At 36.2% G+C, this 23633-nt stretch carries 24 protein-coding genes; 11 read left to right on the top strand and 13 right to left on the bottom strand.

Translation table 11 applies throughout. The features are described from left to right. Window positions 1-101: 101 nt before the first annotated feature. From WFH39_RS01180 to WFH39_RS01170, 3 genes are all read left to right on the top strand, one after another. On the top strand, window positions 102-779 hold the full coding sequence (locus tag WFH39_RS01180) for a DUF4919 domain-containing protein (RefSeq protein ID WP_336688473.1): 678 nt from the start codon (window positions 102-104) through the stop codon (window positions 777-779). A 402-nt stretch (window positions 780-1181) separates the two neighbouring features. After that, window positions 1182-1787: a class I SAM-dependent methyltransferase gene (locus tag WFH39_RS01175; RefSeq protein ID WP_336688472.1), complete on the top strand. Its 606-nt coding sequence runs from the start codon at window positions 1182-1184 to the stop codon at window positions 1785-1787. 49 nt (window positions 1788-1836) lie between these two features. Then, entirely contained in the window at window positions 1837-2709 is an 873-nt protein-coding gene (locus WFH39_RS01170; RefSeq protein ID WP_336688471.1) for a CPBP family intramembrane glutamic endopeptidase, read from the top strand. Window positions 2710-2757: 48 nt separating this feature from the next. Here the strand turns inward: WFH39_RS01170 and WFH39_RS01165 are convergent, their stop codons facing one another. The 3 genes from WFH39_RS01165 to truA form a co-directional block, all read right to left on the bottom strand. After that, a complete protein-coding gene (locus WFH39_RS01165) occupies window positions 2758-4515 on the bottom strand; it encodes an ABC transporter ATP-binding protein (RefSeq protein WP_336688470.1) in 1758 nt (585 codons plus the stop codon). A gap of 509 nt (window positions 4516-5024) precedes the next feature. Next, window positions 5025-5366: a hypothetical protein gene (locus tag WFH39_RS01160; RefSeq protein ID WP_336688469.1), complete on the bottom strand. Its 342-nt coding sequence runs from the start codon at window positions 5364-5366 to the stop codon at window positions 5025-5027. Window positions 5367-5486: 120 nt separating this feature from the next. Continuing rightward, window positions 5487-6221 (bottom strand): tRNA pseudouridine(38-40) synthase TruA, encoded by a 735-nt coding sequence (gene truA / locus WFH39_RS01155; protein WP_336688468.1) that lies wholly within the window; start codon window positions 6219-6221, stop codon window positions 5487-5489. A 382-nt stretch (window positions 6222-6603) separates the two neighbouring features. On the opposite strand from truA, the gene lpxK reads away from it, so the two are divergent. The 5 genes from lpxK to WFH39_RS01130 all read left to right on the top strand — a co-directional run bounded on the left by lpxK (window position 6604) and on the right by WFH39_RS01130 (window position 12199). Further along, window positions 6604-7629: a tetraacyldisaccharide 4'-kinase gene (lpxK, locus tag WFH39_RS01150; RefSeq protein WP_087707434.1), complete on the top strand. Its 1026-nt coding sequence runs from the start codon at window positions 6604-6606 to the stop codon at window positions 7627-7629. Continuing rightward, window positions 7613-8428 (top strand): purine-nucleoside phosphorylase, encoded by an 816-nt coding sequence (locus WFH39_RS01145; RefSeq protein ID WP_336688467.1) that lies wholly within the window; start codon window positions 7613-7615, stop codon window positions 8426-8428. The genes lpxK and WFH39_RS01145 overlap by 17 nt, the downstream gene beginning before the upstream one ends. Window positions 8429-8816: 388 nt before the next feature. Next, a complete protein-coding gene (locus WFH39_RS01140; protein ID WP_336688466.1) occupies window positions 8817-9332 on the top strand; it encodes a TlpA family protein disulfide reductase in 516 nt (171 codons plus the stop codon). A 253-nt stretch (window positions 9333-9585) separates the two neighbouring features. Beyond that, a complete protein-coding gene (gene dinB, locus WFH39_RS01135; RefSeq protein ID WP_336688465.1) occupies window positions 9586-10680 on the top strand; it encodes a DNA polymerase IV in 1095 nt (364 codons plus the stop codon). Between the two features lie 46 nt (window positions 10681-10726). After that, window positions 10727-12199, top strand: a complete 1473-nt coding sequence (locus tag WFH39_RS01130) for an alpha-amylase (protein ID WP_336688464.1) — start codon at window positions 10727-10729, stop codon at window positions 12197-12199. Window positions 12200-12340: 141 nt separating this feature from the next. On the opposite strand, the gene WFH39_RS01125 is transcribed toward WFH39_RS01130, so the two are convergent. Both WFH39_RS01125 and WFH39_RS01120 read right to left on the bottom strand, forming a co-directional pair. Beyond that, window positions 12341-13669 (bottom strand): carboxylesterase family protein, encoded by a 1329-nt coding sequence (locus WFH39_RS01125; RefSeq protein ID WP_336688463.1) that lies wholly within the window; start codon window positions 13667-13669, stop codon window positions 12341-12343. A gap of 129 nt (window positions 13670-13798) precedes the next feature. Then, the gene (locus WFH39_RS01120; protein WP_235131865.1) at window positions 13799-14701 is read right to left on the bottom strand and encodes a helix-turn-helix domain-containing protein; all 903 of its coding nucleotides are present in this window, start codon (window positions 14699-14701) and stop codon (window positions 13799-13801) included. A gap of 195 nt (window positions 14702-14896) precedes the next feature. Between WFH39_RS01120 and WFH39_RS01115 the strand changes: the two genes are divergently transcribed. Beyond that, window positions 14897-15952, top strand: a complete 1056-nt coding sequence (locus WFH39_RS01115; protein WP_336688462.1) for an NAD(P)-dependent alcohol dehydrogenase — start codon at window positions 14897-14899, stop codon at window positions 15950-15952. A 119-nt stretch (window positions 15953-16071) separates the two neighbouring features. On the opposite strand, the gene WFH39_RS01110 is transcribed toward WFH39_RS01115, so the two are convergent. Continuing rightward, entirely contained in the window at window positions 16072-16455 is a 384-nt protein-coding gene (locus tag WFH39_RS01110) for a winged helix-turn-helix transcriptional regulator (RefSeq protein WP_336688461.1), read from the bottom strand. A 102-nt stretch (window positions 16456-16557) separates the two neighbouring features. On the opposite strand from WFH39_RS01110, the gene WFH39_RS01105 reads away from it, so the two are divergent. Next, entirely contained in the window at window positions 16558-17442 is an 885-nt protein-coding gene (locus WFH39_RS01105; RefSeq protein ID WP_336688460.1) for an NAD(P)H-binding protein, read from the top strand. A 316-nt stretch (window positions 17443-17758) separates the two neighbouring features. On the opposite strand, the gene WFH39_RS01100 is transcribed toward WFH39_RS01105, so the two are convergent. Continuing rightward, window positions 17759-19042 (bottom strand): alkaline phosphatase family protein, encoded by a 1284-nt coding sequence (locus WFH39_RS01100; protein WP_336688459.1) that lies wholly within the window; start codon window positions 19040-19042, stop codon window positions 17759-17761. A 132-nt stretch (window positions 19043-19174) separates the two neighbouring features. On the opposite strand from WFH39_RS01100, the gene WFH39_RS01095 reads away from it, so the two are divergent. Further along, complete coding sequence (locus WFH39_RS01095) at window positions 19175-19354, top strand: hypothetical protein (protein WP_336688458.1); 180 nt, start codon at window positions 19175-19177, stop codon at window positions 19352-19354. A gap of 427 nt (window positions 19355-19781) precedes the next feature. Here WFH39_RS01095 and WFH39_RS01090 read toward each other — a convergent pair whose 3' ends face one another. From WFH39_RS01090 to WFH39_RS01065, 6 genes are all read right to left on the bottom strand, one after another. Continuing rightward, window positions 19782-20525, bottom strand: coding sequence for a T9SS type A sorting domain-containing protein (locus WFH39_RS01090; protein WP_336688457.1), 744 nt, complete (start codon window positions 20523-20525; stop codon window positions 19782-19784). Between the two features lie 3 nt (window positions 20526-20528). Next, window positions 20529-21056 (bottom strand): ankyrin repeat domain-containing protein, encoded by a 528-nt coding sequence (locus WFH39_RS01085; protein ID WP_214590983.1) that lies wholly within the window; start codon window positions 21054-21056, stop codon window positions 20529-20531. Then, window positions 21053-21598, bottom strand: coding sequence for a YceI family protein (locus tag WFH39_RS01080; RefSeq protein ID WP_336688456.1), 546 nt, complete (start codon window positions 21596-21598; stop codon window positions 21053-21055). The genes WFH39_RS01085 and WFH39_RS01080 overlap by 4 nt, the downstream gene beginning before the upstream one ends. A gap of 9 nt (window positions 21599-21607) precedes the next feature. Continuing rightward, the gene (locus WFH39_RS01075) at window positions 21608-21946 is read right to left on the bottom strand and encodes a c-type cytochrome (RefSeq protein WP_235131857.1); all 339 of its coding nucleotides are present in this window, start codon (window positions 21944-21946) and stop codon (window positions 21608-21610) included. A gap of 3 nt (window positions 21947-21949) precedes the next feature. Then, entirely contained in the window at window positions 21950-22795 is an 846-nt protein-coding gene (locus WFH39_RS01070; protein WP_336688455.1) for a DUF5777 family beta-barrel protein, read from the bottom strand. Between the two features lie 121 nt (window positions 22796-22916). Further along, the gene (locus tag WFH39_RS01065; protein ID WP_214590986.1) at window positions 22917-23567 is read right to left on the bottom strand and encodes a Crp/Fnr family transcriptional regulator; all 651 of its coding nucleotides are present in this window, start codon (window positions 23565-23567) and stop codon (window positions 22917-22919) included. Between the last annotated feature and the right edge of the window lie 66 nt (window positions 23568-23633).

Genomic DNA, 23633 nt, shown 5'->3' with positions numbered 1-23633 from the left:
CATTTTAATAAAATATTTACGACAATCTAAATTATTTTATAATATATATACATTTTTAACAGATTTAACGTTTAAATAAATAATTTAAAAACTTAATAACAATGACGCTTAAAACCGCTTTTACCGTAGCACTTTTATTACTGTTTAATTTTTTCAGAACCCAGAAGCCGGAATTCAAAGCTCCCGATTATGCTTCCATTCAGAAGAACATAGAAGATAAAAAGTCGGAGTTTTACTATCCCGATCTCCTGAAAAAACTAAAACAGAACGATACACTCATTACCCAGGAACAGTACCGCCATCTCTATTACGGATATACCTTTCAGCCAGATTATGAACCGTATAAAATCGACGATAATCTTGAAGAAATGACGAAATTCTACCGTGGAGAAATATCTGATAAAGATCTGCCAAAAGGAATTAAACTGTTCAGACAAACTCTGGAAAAAAATCCTCTGGATTTAAGGGCAATGAATTATCTCGCTTATATGTACCATCTCACCAAAGACGAGGTGACAGCAAAAAAGATTTCACGTAATTTTCACGGATTACTGGAAGCATTTCTTTCCAGCGGAGACGGAATGACGTGTGGAACAGGCTTTCATGTAATTTCCATATCTCATGAATATGTACTCATGAATATGTTTGAAATGGAAGCCCAATCGCAGAGTTATGACGGAATGTGCGATTATCAGGAGTTTGAAAAAGGCAAATATAAAATTGCCGGATTATACTTTAATGTGAGTAAACTTTACGGGAAAATGTCCTTCAAAAGATAGATTTGTTTACTTCTTATGCAACTGTAAAAGATACAAATGATGAGGAGTATTATTTTCTTTGAGAAAGTCAATATACTATCCTATTATTTATCAGCAGGTTTAGCTACATTGGCAGTGAGGGTCTAAGTTTGATGAAACAAGTTTGATGAAGTTGTTTAAAGTAAAAGAGTTTGCTCCTTTAGGAGCAGAATCTGTGTAGAAATAAGAATACATCCGTCATCAATCCATAGGATTGATATCTTAAATACGATAAATTTTCTATAGATAGCGTTCCTACGGAACGCAGAACGCCTTTCGAATATGCTGTTTACACAGATAAAACTCTATAGAGTTTTCTACCATTTTACTTTAAACAACTTTGGTGTTAAAATTTTAATTTAGCATTTCTAAAAGTATTTCGAAATGACCAATAAAAGCCACTGGGAAAATGTCTATGAAACAAAAACCCCTGAAGAAGTAAGCTGGGCGCAGAAAAAACCGCAGACCTCACTGGAACTCATCAGATCTTTAGGATCGGATAAAAGTGTAAAAATTATCGATATTGGCGGCGGAGACAGCAATCTGGCAGATTTTCTTCTGGAAGAGGGCTACGAAAACATAACCGTTCTTGATATTTCTGAAAAAGCTTTGGAAAGAGCAAAACGAAGGTTAGGGAAAGACGCAGAAAAAATACATTGGATTGTTGCAGACATCACCGCCTTTACTCCTGAAGAAACGTATGATATCTGGCATGACAGAGCAGCTTTTCATTTCCTTACCCGTTCGGAAGATATTTCAAAATATGTAAGAATTGCAGAAAAAGCGGTTTCGAAAAACCTTATTGTAGGAACTTTTTCTAAAAACGGTCCGAAAAAATGCAGCGGACTTGAAATCTCGCAATATGATGAAGAATCGATGAATTCTATTTTTGAAAACAGCTTTGAAAAAACAGATTGTATCACAGAAGATCACACTACCCCTTTCAGCACTGTCCAAAACTTTATTTTCTGTACCTTTAAAAAGAAATAAAAACCGTAACCAATTTATAATTCTTAAAACTTATTCCTAAAAACAATCCGTGAATTACTTTCTGAGATTTAAACATGATATCTCCGCTTTTTTACAGTTCATGAAAAAGCCCGATGATCTGCAGACAGCACTTTCTTCCAAAAGAAAACTTCAGCTCATCTCTAATCTTCTGATTATTGAGATCGTTTTCTTTTTGATTGTCGTACTTCCTCTAAACTATCTGGCGGAAAAATGCATTACTCTAAAACCATCCGATGCTTTTGAAAATTTAACATGGCTTCAGGCAGTCTTTTTAATGGTAATTTTTGCTCCGCTTTCGGAAGAATTTATTTTCCGGTATGTTCTTCGTTACAAAAAGTTCTTTTCACACTTTATCAGCAGGGAAAAATGGAACAGAATTTTTCCGTTTCTCGTTTATATTTCCTCAATCATCTTCGGATTGGTACATCTGGATAATTACGTGAATGATTCGTGGACTTTTTATGCATTGTCTCCCTTCATTGTGGCTTCTCAGTTATCGGGTGGACTTATTTTAAGCTACATTCGTGTAAGGCTGAATATTTTTTACAGCATGCTTTATCATGCGTTATGGAATCTTCTGTTCGGAATTTCTATTCCTTGCATCATGTTGCTTTTTACGTCTCCTTTTGCTGAAAAAACACAGGATTACGATATAAGAATTGAGCAGAAAGCTTTTATAAATGACAACGAACCTGTATCATCTGAAACAAAAATAGTTGATGACAGAATATACAGCATTGAAACCAGACAATATTCACTTCAGAGTTTATTGGATCATCTTTACAGAAAAGATCAGTTTACTACAGACGAAGGCTTGATGAATATTCATTTCAAATCCGAAAAAGGAATTTCCAAGGATGAATTTTTGAAAATTTTACAGAAAGAATACGAAATCAAATAAAAAAAGGTTAAAACCAATCGATTTTAACCTTCTTATATCTACAACAAATTACTTCTTAGTTTCTTCTTCCAGTTCCACTTCATGTCTCAGTTGAGCTTTGTAAAGGGTGGAGTAATATCCGTTTTTGTCCAGAAGTTCGAGATGTTTGCCTTCTTCAACAATTTTTCCATGCTCCATCACAATAATTTTATCAGCTTTTTCAATGGTAGAAAGTCGGTGTGCAATAATGATTGACGTTCTGTTTTTCGTAATTTTTTCCGTGGCTCTCTGAATCAGTTTTTCACTTTCGTGATCGATGGAAGACGTGGCTTCATCTAAAATCAGAATCTTCGGATCAGACAGATAGGCTCTTAAGAACGACAGCAATTGTCTCTGCCCAAGAGAAATAGACGAACCTCTTTCGCTTACCACATAATCATATCCTCCCGGAAGCTGTTCGATAAATTCATCAACTTCAATTTCTTTTGCTCCTGCCCTTATTTTATCCAGTGTAATGCTTTCATCCCCAAACGAAAGATTTTCATAAATACTTCCGTGGAAAAGGAAAACATCCTGCAGAACAACTCCGATGTGGCTTCTTAAATTATAAAGCTCATAATCTTTCAGATCCACATCATCAATTAAAATATTTCCGGAATTAATATCATACAATCTTGTAATTAAACTGATGATCGTAGATTTTCCGGCTCCGGTTGCGCCTACAATTGCCACAGTTTCACCCGGATTTACTTTAAAATTAATGCCCTTTAATACTTCCTGCTTTTCATCGTACGCAAAATGTACATTTTTAAACTCTATTTTTCCGTCAAAATGATCTTTTTCCACTTTTCCGTTATTCGGCATGGCATTGTCTTCATCCATTAATCCTAAAACTCTTTCTGCGCCTACGATTCCTCGCTGAATGTTGTTGAAACGGTCGGCAATCTGTCGTAAAGGACGGATCAGCATCGAAATATACTGGATAAATGCAATCACAACTCCCGCACTGATTGTAATATATCCTCCGTAAAAAAGGATAAACCCGATGAAAAGCGAAGAAATTAATTCAACCACAGGGAAAAACAGAGAGAAGATAAAAACCGTTCTCAGCAAAGCACTCTTTAAAGTAATATTGATATCATCAAACTTTTTAAATTCCGCTTCCTGCCTGTTAAAAACCTGAATGATCGGCATTCCCGCCAGTCTTTCCTGAACAAAAGAGTTTTGGTTGGAAGTCCAGTTTCTTTCGTCTCCGAATGCCTTTTTCAGTCTTTTCTGGAAAAATCTTGTAATCACGACCATTAAAGGTAAGATAGCCAGTGTAATATAACTGAGATGAACATTGGTACTGAACATCATTACCAGTACAAAAATAATTCTCAGTACATCCCCGAAAACCATTAAAAAACCATCCGTATACACCGTTGCAATGGTTTCCACATCACCTACCGCTCTCGTCACCAACTGTCCGATCGGAGTTTTATCGAAGAAAGATGTTTTAAAATAAATCAGCTTATTATACAGCCTCTCTCTTATGTCTCTGATTACATTCTGCGAAATGAAATTGGAGAAATAAACCAGAAAAAAGTTTAAAATGGTTTCTGTGAAAACCAGACCGACCAAAAGATAAATATGCTTTAGCATCAGCGCTTTATCTTTCAGCTTGGTAATATCATTATCCACCACTTCCATGGTAAGATAAGGACGGTAAGTAGAAACTATTGCCAGAAAAATGGAAATCACTAAAGTAAGGATGAACCAAGAACGGAACTTCATTCCGATAAAGAACAGCCTCTTTACAATTCCCCAGGTATCTTGTTTTTTCATTGTACGAATTGAAGAAAAGAATTATATAAAATTCTATGCAAAAATAAGACTTTCAAATTTGTTTGCCTTTACAAGTTTGTGAAATACTCATGAAAAATTCAGATAGGTGTTATTTATGGTATAGATGAAAAACAATAATAATGCTCAATTTAAAACTAAGCAGAGCAAAAAACACAGATCATCGGAGATCTCCGGCGGCAAGATTTTACAGGTTCTTATCGTCGGAAGTTCCGACGGGGCAAACCCATATTCAGGAAAGCAAGTGTGAATGTCCGACAGGGCAAACCAATTTTGGGGCAGGCAAAAATGAACTTCCGACAGGGCAAACCAATATTCAGGGAAGCAAATGTGAATGTCCGACGAGGCAAACTACAAATTGTGGCCGAAATTCATTCTCTTCAAGTCCCGCAAAATGTTGTAATGCAAAGGCAAGTCTTTCGATTTCGTCCATGATTTTCGTTTTAAGTTTAAACAATAATGATGACTCTATACCAAGTCACCATCATGTATCACAATTCTTTTTTCCCGATTTCTTCAATTTCCAGAGAAGGTTTTTGGCGGGCTTCTTTTATAAATTTACTTTCCAGAAACATATAAACTCCACATACTGCGGCAACTGAAAGTAACCAGCTTACAAGATTAATTCCTGAAAAAGCCATAAAATTAGAATCATCCAAAGAATCGGGATCAGTAATTCCTACATAAATCCCATAAGAAAAACCGAAAACCAACTGCGTTCCTAAATAAATTCCAATGGCTAAAAGTCCGTAATGCCACTTCGTTTTTCCGAATTTCCCGGCAAGTCTCGCATAATATCTGTATGCAGCAATCAAAATAAAAATACCCATCATAATGTTATTAGTTTTTTTAATTATTTTTCATTTAAACACAAATTACACCCATATTTTTCACAAATGACTCAAATCTAATAAAGAAAATCGAAAATTATTTGTGGAATTTGTGTTTAAATATTACTCAAAATCATATCCCACATCCACCAAGTACAACCCATGCGCCGGTGCAGAAGTTCCCGCAGAATTCCGGTGTTTGTCTTCAATAACTTTTCTTACGTCTTCAGGCTGTAATTTTCCGGAACCAACTTCTACCATTGTTCCCACAATAGCTCTCACCATATTTCTCAGAAAGCGGTTCGCAGAAACGGTAAATTTCAGTTCACTTCCATGCTGCTCCCATTCTGCCTTGTACATTTTGCAGAGGTTGGTTTTATTGTCGGTATGTAATTTTGCAAAACTCGTAAAATCCTCATATTCAAATAAAATTTTACAGGCTTCATTCATTTTTTCGACATCCAAAGGTTTTCTCCAGTGCTGCCACGCCGATTCTTCCGTGAACGGATTTTTTTCAAGGGAAATATAGTATTCGTAGGTTCGGTAAGTAGCATCAAAACGTGCGTGAAAATCATCTTTTACAGGAAATATTCTTTTAATGGAAATATCCGCCGGAAGAAAACTGTTCAGCCTTCTCACCAGTTCCTGATCCAGAATTTTCTCCGTATCAAAATGAGCAAAAATCTTCTTCGCATGAACGCCCGTATCCGTTCTTCCCGCTCCCGTTGTCTTAATCTCTTCTCGTAAAATCGTGGAAAGTGCTTTTTCCAGCTCTTCCTGCACAGAAATAGCATTCGGCTGAATCTGGTAACCGAAATAATTCTTGCCGTTGTAGGAAAATTCTATAAAATATCTCAAGGTAATAAAATAAATATCTGTTGTTTATTTCTACATATAACTTAATTTGAATCAATATCAATTTGTATTTCTTCCATAAACGAAGTGGCTTTGTTTAACTTAAAAAAAGATTTGTTTTAATAAAACTTTGTTTAACCTTGCGAAAACTTAGACGCAAAGGCATACAAAGATTTTTATTTATCTACAATTCCCAAATATTTTAAAGATAAACAAAGGCATTTCACTTATTATAGAAAGACAAGTTAAAATGCACAGCAGATTATAACTCTACAAAAATACTTTAATTTGATGATAATCAATAACAGATTTTTTAAAATAAATATCGAAAAGTAGCTACCATAATCATCCAAATCCATGTGAAATTTCCTATTTTTGCAAACGTATGAAAAGATGGTACCTCTATCCTTTTTCCCTCGGTTATCACATGGTAACGGGTATCCGAAACACAATGTATGATCTGGGAATCTTTAAATCTGTGAAATTCAAAACGCCGATAATCTGTGTCGGAAACCTTTCTGTGGGCGGAAGCGGAAAATCGCCGATGGTGATGTATCTTGCACATTTCCTGTCTAAACATTACAGAACCGGTGTGCTTTCCAGAGGATACGGAAGACTTACAAAAGGATATGCTGTTACGAATTATGAAAGCAATTACAAAACAGTAGGCGATGAAGCCATGCAGTTGTTTGAACGCTTTAAAAACCGTTTTGTAATTGCCGTTTCCGAAGAAAGAGTTCCGGGAGCCAAAAAAGTAATCAGCGATATGGATCTTGATGTTCTGGTTCTGGACGATGCAATGCAGCACAGAGCGATAAAAGCAGGATTCAATATTATGATGACCGATTTTAATGATCCTTATTTTAAAGATCATCTTTTACCGGCGGGAGATTTAAGAGAATCCAGAGCAGGATCCAAAAGAGCAGATATCATCATGGTGAGCAAATGTCCCGATGAACTTACTGAGGAAACCAAACAGTATTACATTTCCAGAATAAGACCGGACCGTACCCAAAAAGTATTCTTTTCATCCATCGGATACGATGAAAATGTGTACGGAAGAGAAAAAATGCTTCCCGATAACAACCTGAATTATTACGACATTCTTTTAATTACAGGAATCGCGAATCCGAAACCTCTCCTCACCCATCTTGCAAAATTTTCGCAGAGGGTGAAACATTTAAAATTCAGAGACCATCATAATTTCACCGAAGCCGATATCAAAAATATTGTTGCGGAATATAAGAAACTAGGGGAATATAAATTGATTTTAACCACTGAAAAAGACTATGTTCGTCTGAAAAGTTTTGACTATCTTAGAGATATTGTTTACTACTGGCCGATCAATGTAATTATTGATAAAAAAGAAGAATTCAATCAAATCATCTTAGATTATGTTAGAAAAAATTAAGCAGACCGCAGATTTCGTTAAAAACATCATTAAAGAAACTCCCGATTTTGCCATTGTTTTAGGCTCCGGCTTAGGCAAGCTGCAGGATGAAGTGGAAGCCATTCATACTTTAGAATACACTGAAATTCCCAACTTTCCGCAGACTACCGTTGCAGGACACGGCGGAAAACTGATCTACGGAATTCTGGAAGGAAAAAAAGTTCTGATGATGAGCGGTCGTTTTCATTACTACGAAGGACATTCCATAGAAACGGTTGTCTTTCCGATCCGTGTTTTTTATCTGTTGGGAATTAAAAATCTCATTCTTTCCAATGCTTCAGGCGGAATTAATCCAAGCTATAAGATCGGCGATATTGCAATCATCCGGGATCACATTAATATGATGCCTGAACATCCGCTTCGTGGCAGAAACATCGACTCCTTCGGTCCCCGATTTGTGGATATGAGCGAACCCTACAGCAGAAAAATGATCTCCGTTGCACAAAATACTGCTTCTGAACAGAATATTACCGTACACCAAAGTGTGTATGTAGCTTTGCAGGGACCCACTTTCGAAACTCCCGCAGAATACGGAATGATTAAAGCCATTGGCGGAGATCTTGTAGGAATGAGTACCGTTCCGGAAGTGATCGTTGCTAAACATATGGGAATGGATGTTTTCGGTATTTCCGTCGTGACCGATTTGGGCGGTCCCGATATTGCCCACTCCGTTTCTCACGAAGAAGTTCTGAATGCAGCTAATACAGCCATGCCAAATGTAATTGCAGTGGTAAAAGGTTTGGTGAAAAATTATTCCTAAACCTAAGATTATTAACAATAAACTTGTGATAAACTAATTTCAGAATTAACCGCAAAAGGGACAAAAGATAATGTAAAGCGAATTTCCAAAATAATGAAAGAACTCAAAAGAATAAAAATCAAAGATTTTAAAAACTATTATGTTCTTTTTCATTGATAATAATCAACTTTAAATAAAAAATTTAGTAGATCTTTTGTGACTTTTGCGGTTAAATAAAAGTTTAAACAGACTTAATATTTGTCGATGTTTTCAGAACGATAGAATTTGTGAATTTTTTAATTGTAAATTCAATAGAAATATTCAATTCAATCAATTCTTATAAAGTCATCAAAAAATCAGTACAGATTGCACGGCATTGTCTAGATTTGCATACATAATTTTTTTGAACATGAAAAAACTGTTGTTACTATTAATGATGGGAATTTTCGGATTAGGCTGTTCTCAGCAGACCCCGAAAGTCCTGAAAAAAGGTTTCTCCAAAGAAGCTTTGGCGCAGAAACTGGAAGATGAAGACGGAAAAACAGTTACCATTCAGCAGATTCTCGATCAGCATAAAGGTAAAGTTTTGGTTATTGATTTTTGGGCAGGATGGTGCAGAGACTGTTTAAATGCGCTTCCGAAAGCCAGAGAACTGGAAGAAAACAATAAAAACATAGATTTTGTATTTCTATCGTTAGACCGTTCCAAAGAAGGCTTTGACAGAAGTCTGGAAAAATTTGAAATGAAAGACAAAGAGAACTACTGGTTTTCATCCGGCTGGAAAAACGATTTCAATAATTATGTTGATCTGAACTGGATTCCGAGATATATGGTGATCGATCAGAAATCCGCCATTGCAAAATATTACGCCATTACTCCGGAAGATCCTGAAATTCAGACAACAATTGATAAACTTTTGAAGTAATTCTTATTTTTACCGCAAAGTAAAACAAAGCTTTATTTTTTATATTGTCTATTATTTTAAGTTATACAAAGGCGCTTCGCTTAAATAAAGTAAGACAATATTTATTCAATTGTATTTCGAAAATAAGTGAAACGGCTTTGTTTTATCTTAAAAATATTTCATTTCTATAAATCTTTGTCTATCCTTCTTGCGATTAAATAAATTCAGGACAAAAGAAAATAATTAAAAATACAGGAATCCATATCTTTGCGGTATGGATTCTTCTTTTCCCATGCGCAAAATAATTCATGTTGATATGGATGCATTCTATGCTTCTGTGGAGCAGCATGACAATCCTGCATTGAAAGGAAAAGCAATTGCTGTCGGAGGCGGACATCGTGGTGTGGTTTCGGCAGCGAGTTACGAAGCCAGAAAATTCGGAGTCCGTTCTGCAATGCCCAGCAAAACGGCGAAAGAAAAATGTCCGCACCTTATTTTCGTACCTCCGCGCTTTGCACGTTATAAAGAAATTTCTAAAAAGATCCGTGAAATATTTTACGAATACACCGATCTGGTAGAACCGCTTTCTTTGGATGAAGCCTATCTCGACGTTACAGAAAATAAAAAAGGAATGGAATCTGCCAATCAGATCGCCAAAGAGATCCGTCAGAAAATTTTTGCCGAAACCGGACTTACTGCTTCCGCCGGAATTTCCGTAAATAAATTTTTAGCCAAAGTCGCTTCAGATATCAACAAACCGAACGGACAGAAAACCATTCATCCCGACAAAATTGAAGGTTTTCTGGAAGAACTTCCTGTAGAAAAATTTTATGGAGTCGGAAAAGTAACGGCTAATAAAATGTTCAGTCTGGGCATTTACAAAGGAAAAGATCTAAAGAAAAGATCCATTGAAGATTTAACAAGACTGTTCGGAAAATCCGGAGCTTATTATTACAACGTGGTTCGCGGAATTCATCATTCAGAAGTAAAACCGCACCGAATCCAGAAAAGTGTGGCGGTAGAAAGAACTTTTTTTGAAGATCTTTTTGATGAACAGCAGGTCAATGAAAAACTGGAAAGCCTGAGTGAAGAGCTTCACACACGTTTACAGAAAAATAATATTCTCGGAAGATCTTTAACTTTAAAAATTAAATACAAAGATTTCTCACTCTACACAAGAAGCATCACCAAAGAAGAATATTTTTCCTCTGCCGAACAATATCTTAAAACCAGTAAAAAACTTTGGGAATTAAGACCTTTTGATAAACCGGTGAGACTGTTGGGATTATCTCTCTCCCACCTCAACACTGAAGAAAAAAAACAGGTTTCTGTTCAACTAAAAATTCCGTTTAAAGAATTCGAAGACTGATAATCCGGATTTTTTCACTAAATTGTAGTAACCAAATTTACAATTTATGAATGAAACGATGATTCAGTATTTCCACTGGTATACAGAAGGAGACAGCAAACTGTGGAAAGAAGCAGAACAAAACGCAAAATATTTAGCCGGACTCGGCATTACCTCAGTCTGGTTTCCGCCCGCTTACAAAGGCGCAACAGGAGGTCATTCTATTGGCTACGACGCTTACGATCTCTATGACCTCGGAGAATTTGATCAGAAAGGAACGATTCCCACCAAATACGGCACTAAAGAAGATTATATTAAAGCGATAAAAGCGCTTAAAGAAAACAATATTAAAGTAATTGTAGATATTGTACTTGGACATAAAGGCGGAGGCGATGAACTGGAAACCTTTAAAGCATTAAAAGTAGACGAAGAAAACAGAGAAAAAATTATCTCGGATGAAATAGAAATACAGTCTTATACCAAATTCACCTTTCCCGGAAGAAATAAAAAATATTCTGAATTTGAATGGAACTTCACCTGCTTCAGCGGTGTGGATTATGCCGAAGGAATGGATTCGCAGATTTTTAAAATTAAAAATGAATACGGAACCGATTGGGAAGAAATGATCGATGATGAGAAGGGAAATTACGATTACCTGATGTACAACGATGTGGAACACAGAAATCCGTTCGTGCGCGAAGAACTGAACAACTGGGCAAAATGGTATTTTGATGAAACTGATTTCGACGGCGTGAGACTGGATGCCTTAAAGCATATTTCATTTGATTTTTATAAAGAATGGCTCACTCTTCTCCGTTCCAATACCGGAAAAAATATTTTTGCGGTCGGCGAATACTGGGCTCCCGGATATCTGAATCTCTTGCAGAAATACATAGAAGTTACAGAAGGATGCATGAGTCTGTTCGACAGTTCTCTACAGAATAGTTTCCATACCGCTTCCAACGAAGGAGCGTCTTACGATTTGCGGAGAATTTTTGACGAAAGTCTTACTCAGGCAGATCCGCTTCACTCGGTAAGTCTTGTGGATAATCATGATACACAGCCTTTACAGGATCTTGAAGCTCCTGTTGAAGAATGGTTCAAACCTTTGGCATATGCACTGATTCTGCTGAGAAAAGATGGTTATCCGTGTATTTTTTATCCGGATCTTTACGGAGCGCATTATGTGGATAAAGATAAGGAAGGCAACGATCAGGAAATATTCTTAAATAAAGTGGACGGTATTGAAGAACTTCTGAAAGCCAGAAAAAACAATGCTTACGGCGAACAGAGAGATTATTTTGAGGATGCCAATTGTCTGGGCTGGGTTCGTGAAGGCGATGAGGAACATTCCGGATGTGCGGTTGTCTTAAGCAATAAAGACGCGTACGAAAAACCGATGGAAATGGGTGAAAGATATATCGGACAAACGTTTTATGATGCTTTGGGAAGATTTGAGGATAAAATTACCATTGATGAAAACGGTTGGGGAAATTTCCCGGTTCCGGCAGGAAATGTGAGTGTATGGCTTGCTGAATAAGTCTGAACACGAATATCACAAATGGCTTTCACAAATGACTCGAATATTTTTGCAAATAGCACAATTTTAAATGAATCTATCTAAAATTACTTTGTGAATATTCGTGAAAATATTTGTGACATTTGTGTTTAAAAAATAAAACTAAACTTTTCGGAGTTCAAGAATTTCCGGTCGTTCTGAATGATCGGAAATTTTTCCTGTTCTTGCAAATTCCGCCCACAATGCGCGAAGTTTTTTTCCGTTTTCCTGAATGTGTTTCCACGGAACATCTTTTAAAAGTTCTGCCGATTTCCATGCTTCCTGATTTTCGAAAATCAGCGGAAGATCTGCACAGTGGGAAGCTCCGATGTAATTATTTTTCAGAATAGAATTAATTTTAAACTGATAAATATTTCCACCACCCGAAGCATAATTTTCAGCAAAAATCTTTGCCGGTTTTTCGTAAATGGATTCTGTTGTTTTACGAACGATTTTGTTGAGAATCTTTTCGTGAAGATAGGTGTAAAGTCCTTCCTGAGCTGTTTTTACATAAAAAGCTGTTTCGTCATGATTGGAACCGATTAATACATCATATTTTTTCGCATTCGCTTTCCATTCTGGTAAACTTTCCTGTTCCGTACATAAAGGGGCAAAACCATATTGCGTACAAAAAGGCATGGACGTTTTCAAACCATATTTTCTGAATGACGGTAAAAATTTCATGTATTCATCCACCATTTTCAGGGGATCTTTTTCATCTTTCAGGAAATCGGTCTTATTAAAAAATTCTAAAGACATTTTGCTTCTTTTCATCCTGAAACCAAGCGGTGCGCTGTGGATAATTGCCCGCTTAAACAGACCGTCAATTCCTTCGGAAATCATCAGATGTGCAATCGCATCGCCTCCCGAAGACTGCCCGAAAAGAGTAACATTTTCCGGATTTCCGCCAAAACTGTGAATATTTTTCTGAATCCATTTCAGGGATTCCATAATATCGAACAAACCTAAATTGGCTGGTCTTTCTTCGTTTCCACCTAAAAATCCAAAAAGTCCGAGACGATAACTTACAGCAACAACAATAATATGCTGTTCTTTTACCCAAACCGAAGGATCGGAAGTGGGAAGATCTCCGCAGCCGATTTCATAGGAACCTCCGTGAATCCAGACTACCACCGGAAGTTTTTCATTTTCTTCAAAATTTTCCGGACGGGTGACTGTTAAAAACTGAGGAGATTCATCGGGTTCGAAATGTTCTACATTCGTTTTCTGGATCAATCTTTCCAGCAGCGGACTAATGTGTTGAGGACAGACCGGTGTTTTATCCGGAATTTCGTGTGTCTGAATATCTTCTACAGGAACCGGCTTTTTATATCTTTCTGATCTCGCGTAACGGATGCTTTTCGCTTTGATCACCCCGTTCGTCTTTATTGCAGAGATTTTACCGATAGAAGTATGAAAAGTATGAATTCCTGTATTTTGTTGTGCCGTCATGATGAAACAATATTGGTCTGCTTTTTAAAGGTAGTGATTTCTTACTTTAACTTCACCTCAATATCTCTTTTTTGCGCTAATTTAACCAACAGATTTGCTCGTTGTACCCGTGGAAATTTATTTTTTAAACTAATTCAGTGTTTTGTATTCACTTGGAGAAACGCCTACTTTACTTTTAAAAAGTCTGGTAAAATGCTGCGGATATTTAAAGCCTAAATTATAAGAAATTTCACTGATGGACTTCGCAGAATCGAAAATCTGGTCTTTTGCCACATCAATCAGTTTATTGTGGATGAATTCCTGAGCGGAAACTCCCATTTCTTTTTTAATGAGATCACCAAAATAATTCGCGGAAAGATTAAGTTGTTCCGCAAAATAATTTACCATTGGAAAGCCTATATTTTTTGGTTTTTCGGAGGTGAGATAATCATTCAGAAGAGTTTCAAATTTTCCGATAACTCCCTGATTGATGTGATCTCTGGTGATAAACTGACGGTCGTAAAACCGCATACAGTAATTCAGGAACAGTTCGATATTGTTAACAATTAAAGATTTACTGTGTTTATCAATCGGCTGTTCCAGTTCATGCTTTATATTTTTAAAACATTCGAGAATAATTTCTCTTTCTTTTTCTGAAAGATGGAGTGCTTCATGCACTTCATAAGAGAAAAAATTATACTCTTTGATATTTTTTCCGAGATTAGTTCCTTTTAATAAATCAGGATGAAAAACGAGAGCAAAACCGGCTGGCTGAATGTAGGTACCTGCATTATAAATTCCGTACGTCTGTCCCGGAGCAATAAACACCAGTGTTCCTTCCTGATAATCGTAGCTGTGTTTTCCGTACTGCATATCGCCGCACATCACATCTTTTAAAAAGACCGTGTAAAAACCAAACTGTCTTACATGCTGACAAATAGGATCAGATTTGGAAAAATCGATTACACTTACCAAAGGATGTAACGTCTCGTGATTCAGCATTTTATTGTATTCTGAAACTGTATTGTAGATTTCAGTCTCCCGATTTTCCATGAAGTAAATTTTAATTGCTATTCAAAATTACTACTTTTAACCCTACATTTTATTCCGTCTGTAAAATTGGTACATCTTTCCGTAATTTATATAAGATGATTTGTTTTAAAAGGTTCGAATTTTGCAGCTAGGAAAATGAAGAATTTTCTATTCTGAATCAAACAGATTAATCAAAATAATTAATACTTAGCAAAAATGAGCACATTCACAGTAAAAGCTTACGGGGCAGAATCCAAAACTGCTGATTTACAGGAATTACATATCACCAGAAGAGAAGTAACCGCAAAAGATGTAGAAATTGAAATTCTATACTGCGGTGTTTGCCACTCTGATCTTCACACCGCAAGAAACGACTGGGGCGGATCAATGTATCCTGTAGTTCCGGGACACGAAATTGTAGGAAGGGTGACTAATGTAGGAAGTGAGGTTTCAAAATTTAAGGTTGGCGATCTGGCTGCAGTTGGCTGTATGGTAGATTCATGCGGCGATTGCGAAAGCTGCAAACATGATCTTGAACAATATTGCCAAAATGGTTTCACAGGAACTTACAACGGAGCTGACAAACATTTAGGAGGTCATACTTTCGGAGGATATTCTCAAAAAGTAGTTGTAGATGAGCATTTCGTATTAAGTGTTCCTGAAAACTTAGATTTAGCGGCTGTTGCTCCGCTTCTTTGTGCAGGAATTACAACATGGTCTCCGTTAAGACACTGGAATGTAGGTCCTGATTCTAAAGTTGCTGTTGTAGGTTTGGGAGGTTTGGGACACATGGCGATTAAACTGGCAAAAGGTTTGGGCGCTGAAGTAACATTATTCTCGCGAACTCTGGGAAAAACGGAAGATGCTAAAAAACTGGGAGCAGATCATGTGGTGATTTCTACGGAGCAGGATCAGATGGATGCTGTAAAAGGGAAATTTGATGTGATTATTGATACTGTTCCTTATGAACACGACATTAATCCTTACATGCAGACTGTTGCTTTAAACGGAACTCTGGTTATGGTAGGATTTGTAGGGGAATTCGAAAATGAAGCTCCAAGTACAAGACCGCTTATTTTCCAGCGTCGTTCGGTTGCCGGATCTTTAATCGGAGGAATTGCCGAAACTCAGGAACTTTTGGATTTCTGCGGAAAACATAATATTGTATCGGATATTGAATTAATCAAAATGCAGGATATTAATGAAGCGTATGACAGAATGCTTAAAAGCGACGTGAAATACCGTTTCGTGATTGATATGCAATCTTTGTAATTCTTTGTATATTGTTAACTAAGGCTCTCTTCGGAGGGCTTTTTTTGTTGGTGGTTTATGGTTTATGGTTTATGGAAATTAAGCTTTCTGATGGTTAAATTTTTCTGATGGTTAAATTTCTACAATGCTACATTTCTTAAATGGTCATATTTCCCTTCCATATGTTTAAATGCCCATTCTGCCATGGAACTGATAACGGGAATTAAACCTTTTCCTGCCTCACTCAGTTCGTAGGTTACGTGTGGCGGAACAACAGGTTTTGCGGTTCTGATAATCAGTCCGTCATTTTCAAGTTGCTTTAAATGCTGGATCAGCATCTTTTCTGTTACCGCAGGAATGGCGCGTTTCAGTTCGCTGTATCTTTTGTCTCCGTTGGAAAGATGATATAAAATTATCGGTTTCCAGAATCCGCCGATCTTTTCCATGACATACGTTACAGGACAGGAATCGAGTGCGTATTTTTTATTCTGCTGAATGGTGGATGTTTCTTTTATGGCTGTCATAATGAATACATACTTTAGGGTAAGTACTTGTATAAAAGTAAGTACAAATATACCTTTGTATCAGGAAATAAAAAAATAATTATCAACAAAAAAATAAAAATTATGAAAATCATCATCACCGGTTCATTGGGAAATGTAGCAAAACCTCTTGCAGAGCAATTAATTGCAGAAGGACATGACATCACCGTAATCAGCAGCAGCGAATCTAAAAAAAGTGAAATTGAAAATCTGGGAGCCAAAGCCGCTATCGGTTCTATTACAGACCTCAACTTTTTAGTTGAAACTTTTAAAGGAAATGATGCCGCGTTTCTGATGACTCCACCCAATATGGGATTTGAAAATCTTGTTGAAAACACAAAAAATGCAGGAAAGAATTACGCTGAAGCCATTCAACAAACCGGAGTTAAAAGAATCGTAATGCTGAGCAGCATCGGAGCAGATTCTCCTGTGGAAAACGGACCGATAAAAGGTCTTCATGCTATTGAGAAATTCTACAATGAGCTGGAAAATACATCCGTCACTTTTTTAAGAGCAGGATATTTCTACATCAATTTCTTTAATGACATTCCTCTGATTAAAAACGCAGGAATTCTTGGAGCAAATTATCCTGATCACACGGAAGTTCCATTGGTTCATCCCAAAGATATTGCAAAAGCTGCTGCTGAAGAACTGTTAAAAAGTTCTGAAGGTAAAAATATAAGATACATTGTGAGCGACGTTCGCAAAGCGCAGGATTTTGCAAATATTTTCGGAAATGCCATCGGAAAAGCGGAACTTCCGTGGGTAGAATTTAAAGATGAAGATTCTTTACACGGAATGCTTCAGGCAGGAGTTCCGCAGGAAATGGCAGAATTGTATACAGAAATGGGAAGAGGAATCCGTACCGGAATTGTTCAGAAGGATTTTATTGAACATGGTTCTGTAGTGGAGGGAGAAATTAAACTTGAAGATTTTGCGAAGGAATTTGCGGGTAAATTTAATGCTTAATGTTATTTTATAACTTTTTCTTTTGTCTTGAAACAAAGGAAACAAAAATTCAAGACTCGGAAACTTCCGCTAAAAATTAAAATTTAATTCTAAAATTCCCAAAACTTGTGCGAATTAAAGATTTGCCTTTTGATTTAATATTTGTCTCGCGCTTCAAACAGTGGGAATTTCTTAACGGACTAAATTTAAATTTTCTTAACGCTCCATTTTCCTATGTCATTTAATCATTACATTCAAATCAGTTTCGGCGAGCCAAAGGCTCGCCGAAACTTTTATCAATTGATTATTTAAATTTAACCTTTACATCAACCTTAATTTATTCCTTTTCTTTTAAAATTTGCTTCAGAACCTTCAGTTTTCCATCAATCGGCTGATCGATTTTTAAGCCTAAAATTTCTGCAACCAAAGGATAAACGTTGATGTTCTGAAATTCATCGATTACCATACTATTTTTGAATTCCGGTCCCCACGCAAAAAATGTGGCTTTCATCTCAGGAACCATCTGCGGATTGTAGCCGTGCTTTCCTACTGATGATTTTTTACCTTTTTCCAAAAATATTTTAGGAGCATTCGGAATTAATAAAATTTGCCCGATTCTTTTGTACCGATCATCTTTTGTTGAAAAATGAAGATATTTGGGAAGCTTTTTATCCAAGTAGACTTCGTAATCTTCTGTTTTATTGGCTTTTAATTCTTTATAAACCTTTTTAACCTCATCAGGATTTTTAACGTAAACCCTCAATAAAGTCTGCGAATTGTAAAAATCAAATCTTTCCTTATTAAAAAGCATTGCGGGAATTTCCAACGGGCTTCCTCCATCTACTTTTATCATTCCGTGATCTGAAACAAAGACAAAGTTTACATTTTGTAATCCTAAATCATGAACCTTTTTCATCAGTTCTCCAATGGCTCCATCCACCAGATGAACAGCATCTTCGGTTTCTCTGGAATCCGGACCGAAATGATGTCCGCTCGCATCAACTTCAGGAAAATACAATGAAATGAAATGTGGTCTTTTTTCCATTGGCAGCTTTAGCCATTCAATTACTTTATCCACTTTTTCCAGCGGTGAGAATTTTTCGTTATAATGGTAATAATAGGTTGGTCTGTTTCCTCCGGCATTACTTGCAGAACCTACCCACATTAACGAAGCGGAAAGCATTCCCTGTTTTTCAGCGAGTCCCCAAAGCGGCGTTCCGCCGTACCAGTTTCCGTCTTCAGCATTTTTCTTATCGCTCATGGCGTAACTTTCCTTCTTTTCATAATCGTAGAAATAATTATCGATCAGTCCGTGATGAGAGGGATACAATCCGGTAATCAATGTCCAGTGATTGGGAAAAGTAATGCTTGGATAACTGGGAATCATGGCTTTTGCCTGAATGCCTTCATTGGAATATTTCAACAGATTTTCTGCGTTGTATTTTTTAGCATAATCATACCGGAATCCATCGGTAGAAATCATGATGACATAAGGTTTTGTCTGGGCTTCAGCAGTATTGTACCGACCAGCAATTACAACCTCTTCTGTATCAACATTATCTTTTTGAGCAAAAACTGTCAGTGAAAAAATTAACAGTAAGAATTGAAGGCTTTTCTTCATTATTTATATTTTCTGCAAAATTAGGATCTAGAATCCTGAAAGAAAAGATTCTCCGGTTAAAAAAAGATTAAAAGTATTTTTTAGAATGAGTGTAAATAAAGAATATTTTATATTTGGATAAAATATCAAATATTGGAATTTTTACTGGATCTTTTAGGAAATTTTATTCGATGGATATTTATTTACCACTGCGATTCTGAAAGAATGAACGAGAAATACAGTTCCCATCCTAAATCTGAGGGATTAAAAAATACTTTAGCAGGAATTATATTAATCGTTTCTGCCACAATTATCATTTTATATTTTTCATAAAAGGTAATGTGGTCAAAAATAGTTGGTGTTTTTCACAAAAATAATTCGTAATATTTGGATGTTGATTGGAAGAGGAAATGAGCAATGCTGAGGAGCAACTCATCAGCAATACAATCAACGCTGTAAACAATAGTTTAGAGGATGGCTTTTGCCATCCTTTTTTTAAAAATTATTGGAACAGCACTATGGCTTAAAAACCTTTTACGAACGAGACTTACTGTTTTGCTTTCCCAAAAAAATCACATCCAGACTTTTTGAAACTCCAACAACGATATTTTTTGAATTTTCAGCTACAAAAAAAGTTTATTGAAACAAAGTTCAATAAACTTACTGTATCATTAGTAATAATAAGCGTTGCGAAGAATTTCACCAACTAATTTTGACCATTAAACCTCATAAAAAAGACCACTTTTCAGTGGTCTCTGTTTTATTCTTTAATTAACTTTTCAAAAGAAGTTGTTCCATCTTTCAACGCAATTTCCAGATAATAATTTCCGGACTTCAAGTCGGAAATATTGACTTCTTTTCCATCTGCTTTTATTGTTTTTACCTTTCTTCCTGTAGATTCAAAAACATCGATATTTTTTATTTTATCTGCGTTTTTGAAATTAATGGTTTCTTTTGCAGGATTTGGGTAAAGAACTACTTTTTTGCTTTGAGCCGCTGCTTCGTTGGTTGCCAGAAGAGCCGTTCTCGTTAGAGTTGTGGAACCTCTGTTGGTAGATGAGTGCTGGCTTAAAGTTGTTGAAGAACCTTTGGCATAAATAATAGGAATTGAGGATGTATTATTCAAAAAAGTATAATCTCCTGATGATGTTAACGGTCGTGTTGCAACAACAGTTCTTACAGTTCCCGAAGTAGTATCGGATGTTACCGTCCAGCTTTGAGAAGCGTCAGCAGTTGGCTGACACTGACAGCTTAAACCTGTATAGTCTCTGCTTGTGGTAGAATTCCAGATAAAATAATCTGTAATCGCGCTCATAGACGTTCCTCCAAAACCTATAGCTAACCATGTAGTACTGGAACCTGTTAACGTAATGGTAGCTGTTGTAGCATCGGTATCTATTTTCACAGTCATTCCTGTAGATCCCAAACTTACTGTACTTGTCGTAAATTGTGACCAAGCCAGATTAGCAATGGCTATTGAAATAATAAGTAGAATTTTTTTCATCTTTTAATTTTTAAGTAGGTTGATTATTTCTTTATTGTTTGTCTGTAAAGCATACTCAAAAGGAGTCATTCCCTGTGCATCTTTTAAAGTTTTATCTGCTTTATATCTGAGTAATAATTCTATCAGTTCTTTATTACCAAATTTCACCGCCCAAAATAAAGGGGTAGATCCTGTAGCATCTGCAATATTCGGATCTGCTTTCTTATTGAGAAGATAGGTTACGAGATCTTTGTTATATTTCACAGAAAGTCCTGATAATGCAGTTCCTTCCTGACTTTTATAGTTCACGTCTTTCACATTGTCTATCAGAAATTTGGCTACCTCAACATTTCCTCTGTAGCAAGCCAGAATTAAAGGAGAAAAACCGCTTTCATTGGTCTGATTAATAATATCAGGGTTCTGCTTCATCATATCCTTAACTTCAGCGACTGTACCGCTTCTCGCAAGATCAAATATAGATTTAGTCTTATCCTGAGCTGTTACAAAAGTAAAGCTCAGGAAAATTCCCATCAATAAAATTAATTTTCTCATTGTTTTGTAAGAACATAATTGTATTGAACATTTACACTTTCAGCAATTTTTTTAGACACCATTTTAGGGATGGTTACTTTATGATCTGCCGTTTTTACTATAAATCCGCCTGACATATAAATTTTTCCGTCTTTGGAATAAATAGCAGCAGTGGAATTATACGCTTTATCTACTCCATGAAAATTCAATTTCCCCTGAACTGTATATTTCTGAGGAGATGCCGATAATTTAGACTTATCAAAATTCAGTATTTTTCCGGTGAAGGTTGCTTTTGGATATTTAGCAGTTTCAGCATAGCTTTCATTGAAATGTTCTTCCATTAATTTTGTTTTGAAATGGAAATTTTTAACCACTGAAACCGATGCAAACTCTCCGGTATCGGCATTGATAACTGCCACATTATTGTCGTCCTGCGCAAAAACATCTTCAAATAAAGGAACCGAGGCTTCAAAAGAAACTTTTCCGGTTTTAGACATATATTTCTGTGCAAACGCAAGATTAGTAAAAAATAATGCTGATATAATTAAAATTAGCTTTTTCATATTTGATCTTTAATTTTCAAGAAGCCCGTCGGCTTTCCATTTTGTAATGATATTAATCTGTGCAGGTGATAAACTTCCGCCTTGAGGCATCTTTAAAGGATCGCCGTTCGCGCGGCTTATCCTGTCGATAATTCCATCTATATCACCTTTCACCTGAGAATACGTTCTAAGATCTTCAGGTCCCGGAGAATGGCAGCTTACACAATTGGCATCGATAATGGGTTTTACATCTTTATTGTAGGTTACAACTCCGGTAATCGGAGTATTATCCGAGATTTCCTCATACGTTCTGCTTTCACAAGCGGTTAATACAACTGCTGATGAAATGATGTACATAAACTTTTTCATACTTTAAAATACTCTGTAAAGATTAAACCCAAAGAAAATCTGCCCTTTTTCCCATTTTCCTGCTGCATTAGTTAGATAACCGATATCCGAATTAAGCTGGGAGTTGGTGAATAATAGCTGGAACACGTGTCCCCCGGTTTCTATATCCATTCCTAAAGAAAGTGGATTTTTATAAAAACTGTGATTGTCGAAATTCACAAAATACTCTGCATTAATAGAAACTCTTTTGGAGATTTTGTAGCGTCCTCCCAAACCTGCAAGAAACTGGTTTTTGTCTTCAATGGTAGGCTCATATAAATTTTTATGAACATATGATGGCGACAACTGAAGAGAAAATTTATCGCTGAATCTTCTGGAAATTAATGCCTGTGTAAGATAAGAAAGCCTGTCCCCGAACTGAAGATGCGGATAATTATCTTTGCCGAGATCTGTATTTACCGCCAAAACGTTATATCCTACAATGTCTACAGGAAAATTTTCATTCTGCTGTACTAGCTTGTACTTTACTCCGCCTTCGAAAGTTTTCAGGTTGGTTTCTCTGGAAAGACTTAGTGAAATTTTATCTGTAACACCATAAATTGCACCCAGTTTTGTAGAGGCGTCATCCAGCCCGAAGAATTCTTTAAAGCCTTTGCTTACATCACCAAAACGGTGCGCCACAACAATATACCACTCGTTTTTTGCAGGAAGTTTAGTAGATTGCCCTGTAACAATTTGTAATGCTTTAAAAGCGGGTTGGGAAACATCGGTGTTTTTTGTCTGAATGGTATCAATATCTTTCAGCAGATCTTCCTGTGCAAAGGAAAAAACTGATGCGAACATTGACAAAAATAAGAGAGTTTTTGTCATACAAGTATATTTAAATTAGTATAACAAACTTATCGACTTATCGAGTTACAATTGTGTGATAAAAGTCACCGACTGAATTGTTTTTATCAATCAAAATGTTAAATTAATTAAATGTAATGTATTAGCCCTGACTAACATTTTCATTTACAGATATTTTTATGCCTTCTTTTGTCTGGATGATCTCTCCCTCATTCTCAATTTTTTTCAAAACACGGCTTACCACCTCTCTCGAAGTACCCAAACTGTTTGCAATTTCTCTGTGGGTAAGTTTTATCGGATTATTTCCGGTAACTGAAATCTGTTGTTTTATATAATTTAAAACTCTCTTGTCTAGCCTGTGAAAGACCGCATCATTAACCATATTCATTAAATCGATAAATCTTTTATCGTATTCTGAGTAGAAAAGCCTGTTGATTTCAGGGAACTTAATCAGCCATCTGTGAACAACGGATACAGGAAATAATAAGACTTCAGAATCTTCTTCCGTAACGGCATAGATCCGGCTTGTATAATCTGTAAAAATTGAAGAAAATGTCATCAGACAGCTGTCGTTGGCACGGATGTAATAATAAATCAGTTCACGCCCGTCATTCAGGCTGAACACTCGTATAGATCCTTTAATAAGAAAGGGAACAAATTTATTTTTCTGCCCTTCTCTTACAATTTCGGTTTTGGCTTTAATTTCAGTAACAACAGCATGCTTATCCAGCTCTTTTAAAAAGTCATTCCCTAAAAAGCCAAACTTGTTAATAATAAACGGATTATTGATCATCTTTATATCCCTACTAAAAAACAAATTTAAAAAATATCAGCATATTAATGCAGAGAATTATTGAAG

The sequence above is a fragment of the Chryseobacterium sp. MMO-72 genome (assembly GCF_037146035.1).
GTDB classification, from domain to species: Bacteria; Bacteroidota; Bacteroidia; order Flavobacteriales; family Weeksellaceae; genus Chryseobacterium; species Chryseobacterium indicum.
This window is presented reverse-complemented; position numbering and strand designations above follow the sequence as displayed.

Coding starts and splice junctions, on each gene's coding strand:
- WFH39_RS01180 (WP_336688473.1), top strand. CDS start 102: ATGACGCTTAAAACCGCTTTTACCGTAGCACTTTTATTACTGTTTAAT.
- WFH39_RS01175 (WP_336688472.1), top strand. CDS start 1,182: ATGACCAATAAAAGCCACTGGGAAAATGTCTATGAAACAAAAACCCCT.
- WFH39_RS01165 (WP_336688470.1), bottom strand. CDS start 4,515: ATGAAAAAACAAGATACCTGGGGAATTGTAAAGAGGCTGTTCTTTATC.
- WFH39_RS01160 (WP_336688469.1), bottom strand. CDS start 5,366: ATGATGGGTATTTTTATTTTGATTGCTGCATACAGATATTATGCGAGA.
- lpxK (WP_087707434.1), top strand. CDS start 6,604: ATGAAAAGATGGTACCTCTATCCTTTTTCCCTCGGTTATCACATGGTA.
- WFH39_RS01145 (WP_336688467.1), top strand. CDS start 7,613: ATGTTAGAAAAAATTAAGCAGACCGCAGATTTCGTTAAAAACATCATT.
- WFH39_RS01140 (WP_336688466.1), top strand. CDS start 8,817: ATGAAAAAACTGTTGTTACTATTAATGATGGGAATTTTCGGATTAGGC.
- dinB (WP_336688465.1), top strand. CDS start 9,586: ATGGATTCTTCTTTTCCCATGCGCAAAATAATTCATGTTGATATGGAT.
- WFH39_RS01130 (WP_336688464.1), top strand. CDS start 10,727: ATGAATGAAACGATGATTCAGTATTTCCACTGGTATACAGAAGGAGAC.
- WFH39_RS01125 (WP_336688463.1), bottom strand. CDS start 13,669: ATGACGGCACAACAAAATACAGGAATTCATACTTTTCATACTTCTATC.
- WFH39_RS01120 (WP_235131865.1), bottom strand. CDS start 14,701: ATGGAAAATCGGGAGACTGAAATCTACAATACAGTTTCAGAATACAAT.
- WFH39_RS01115 (WP_336688462.1), top strand. CDS start 14,897: ATGAGCACATTCACAGTAAAAGCTTACGGGGCAGAATCCAAAACTGCT.
- WFH39_RS01110 (WP_336688461.1), bottom strand. CDS start 16,455: ATGACAGCCATAAAAGAAACATCCACCATTCAGCAGAATAAAAAATAC.
- WFH39_RS01105 (WP_336688460.1), top strand. CDS start 16,558: ATGAAAATCATCATCACCGGTTCATTGGGAAATGTAGCAAAACCTCTT.
- WFH39_RS01100 (WP_336688459.1), bottom strand. CDS start 19,042: ATGAAGAAAAGCCTTCAATTCTTACTGTTAATTTTTTCACTGACAGTT.
- WFH39_RS01090 (WP_336688457.1), bottom strand. CDS start 20,525: ATGAAAAAAATTCTACTTATTATTTCAATAGCCATTGCTAATCTGGCT.
- WFH39_RS01085 (WP_214590983.1), bottom strand. CDS start 21,056: ATGAGAAAATTAATTTTATTGATGGGAATTTTCCTGAGCTTTACTTTT.
- WFH39_RS01080 (WP_336688456.1), bottom strand. CDS start 21,598: ATGAAAAAGCTAATTTTAATTATATCAGCATTATTTTTTACTAATCTT.
- WFH39_RS01075 (WP_235131857.1), bottom strand. CDS start 21,946: ATGAAAAAGTTTATGTACATCATTTCATCAGCAGTTGTATTAACCGCT.
- WFH39_RS01070 (WP_336688455.1), bottom strand. CDS start 22,795: ATGACAAAAACTCTCTTATTTTTGTCAATGTTCGCATCAGTTTTTTCC.
- WFH39_RS01065 (WP_214590986.1), bottom strand. CDS start 23,567: ATGATCAATAATCCGTTTATTATTAACAAGTTTGGCTTTTTAGGGAAT.